The organism is Allosphingosinicella sp. (assembly GCF_036403745.1).
In the GTDB taxonomy this organism is placed as follows: Bacteria; Pseudomonadota; Alphaproteobacteria; order Sphingomonadales; family Sphingomonadaceae; genus Allosphingosinicella.
Window position 1 is genome coordinate 1 of record NZ_DASWQI010000023.1, and the last position, 1,594, is coordinate 1,594.

The 1,594-nt window shown below is 69.8% G+C and carries 1 protein-coding gene; it reads left to right on the top strand.

Translation table 11 applies throughout. The features are described 5' to 3' along the window. Window positions 1–31 precede the first annotated feature (31 nt). Window positions 32–1,275, top strand: a protein-coding gene (locus VGC56_RS02735; protein ID WP_464123108.1) for an IS3 family transposase whose coding sequence is annotated in 2 segments (ribosomal slippage) — window positions 32–356 and window positions 356–1,275 — 1,245 coding nt in all. Because the reading frame shifts where the segments join, the coding sequence is not laid out codon by codon here. The last annotated feature ends 319 nt before the right edge of the window (window positions 1,276–1,594 follow it).

Here is a 1,594-nt window from a genome sequence, read left to right on the forward strand (position 1 = left end):
CGGACGGTATCCGCGGACAGGGGTGATGAGCATGACACCAGAGACGACGGCGGACGCGGATGCGGCAGGCCTGGGCCGAGGCGGTCGGATGTCGCGGCAACGCAAGCGCGAGGCGGTGTTGCGCCTGCTTCGGGGCGAGGATTTGGAGCTGGTATCGCGCTCGCTGGGGGTGACCGCGGCGACGCTCTCGGGCTGGCGTGAGGCCTTTCTTACCGCCGGTGAGGCGAGCTTGGCCACCCGGCCCACTGACGGCGAGGCGCTGGCGAGTGGTCGGCTGAAGGCGCGCTTGGGCGAGATGCTGCTCGAACGCGAGCTGCTGGAGGCCAAGATCGCAGCCCTGGAGGCGCGTGATCCCGGCCCTTTGGCCCGGCGCAGGTCGAGGCGATGAGCCGGACCACGTCGCCCGGCAGCGGCACCCCTTACGGGCTGGCCCGCGTGTGCCGGGTGTGGCGCACCTCGCGGGCCACGCTCTACCGCCACCGCTGCCCGGCGCCGGCCGACCCGGCGCGCCGGCGGGGTCCTTCGGGACCGATGCCGGACGCGGCGCTGGTTGCGGCGATCCGGACCGTCCTCTCCGACAGCCCCTTCCATGGCGAGGGTCATCGCAAGGTCTGGGCCCGGTTGCGTATGGCCGGGGTGCGCACATCCAAGCGCCGCGTCTTGCGGCTGATGCGTGAACACGGGCTGCTCGCGCCCTCGCGCGTCGGCACGCCGCGGGGTCCACGCAACCACGATGGCACCATCATCCCCGACCGGGTGGACGAGATGTGGGGTACCGACCTGACCGCGACCTGGACGGCCGAGGGACAGGCCGCCGTGTTCGTCGCCATCGACCACCGCTCGGCCGAATGCGTCGGCATCCATGCCGCACTTCGGGCCAACCGCTTCGAGGCCTTGGAGCCGATCCGCCAGGGCGTCCGGCGTCACTTCGGGGCGTTCGCGAAGGGCGCGGCCCGAGGCCTGTCCGTCCGCCACGACCACGGCAGCCAGTACATGTCCGACGCCTTCCAGAAGGAACTCGCCTTTCTCGGCATCGAGAGTTCGCCCGCCTTCGTGCGAGCGCCGGAGGGCAACGGCTGTGCCGAGCGCTTCATCCGTACCCTGAAGGAGAACCTGCTCTGGGTGCGGAGCTTCGACACCGTCGAGCAGCTCCGCCACGCGCTGATCGCGTTCCGCGAGGTCTACAACACCACTTGGCTCATCGAGCGGCATGGCTTTCGGCCGCCCGCTGCCATCCGAGCCGAGCAGCTTCCTCCCGCGGCCAAGGCCGCGTAGGTTCTAACCAGGTGTCTCACCAACCGCGGGCGGTACATCCGCTCGGACTCATCGGCGTCCTTCGTGCGCGCCGCCGGGTAGTTTAATCGGGGCGCACCAGGATCGCGCCTTGAAGTCGAGATCAGATCGCGGCGCCGTAGCTCATCCAGGATATCGTCGCGGTCGCAACCAGCGTGACAGACGGCGATCAGCCCGTAGTCACCGTCGCGCAGTGCAAGGCTCGCACTGCGGCCGGTTCGCGACCGATGCACCGGGCAAGGACAGCGATACCATTCGCCGGATCGCTGCATAGGGCCGAGTGCCGTAGCGACAATCTCTG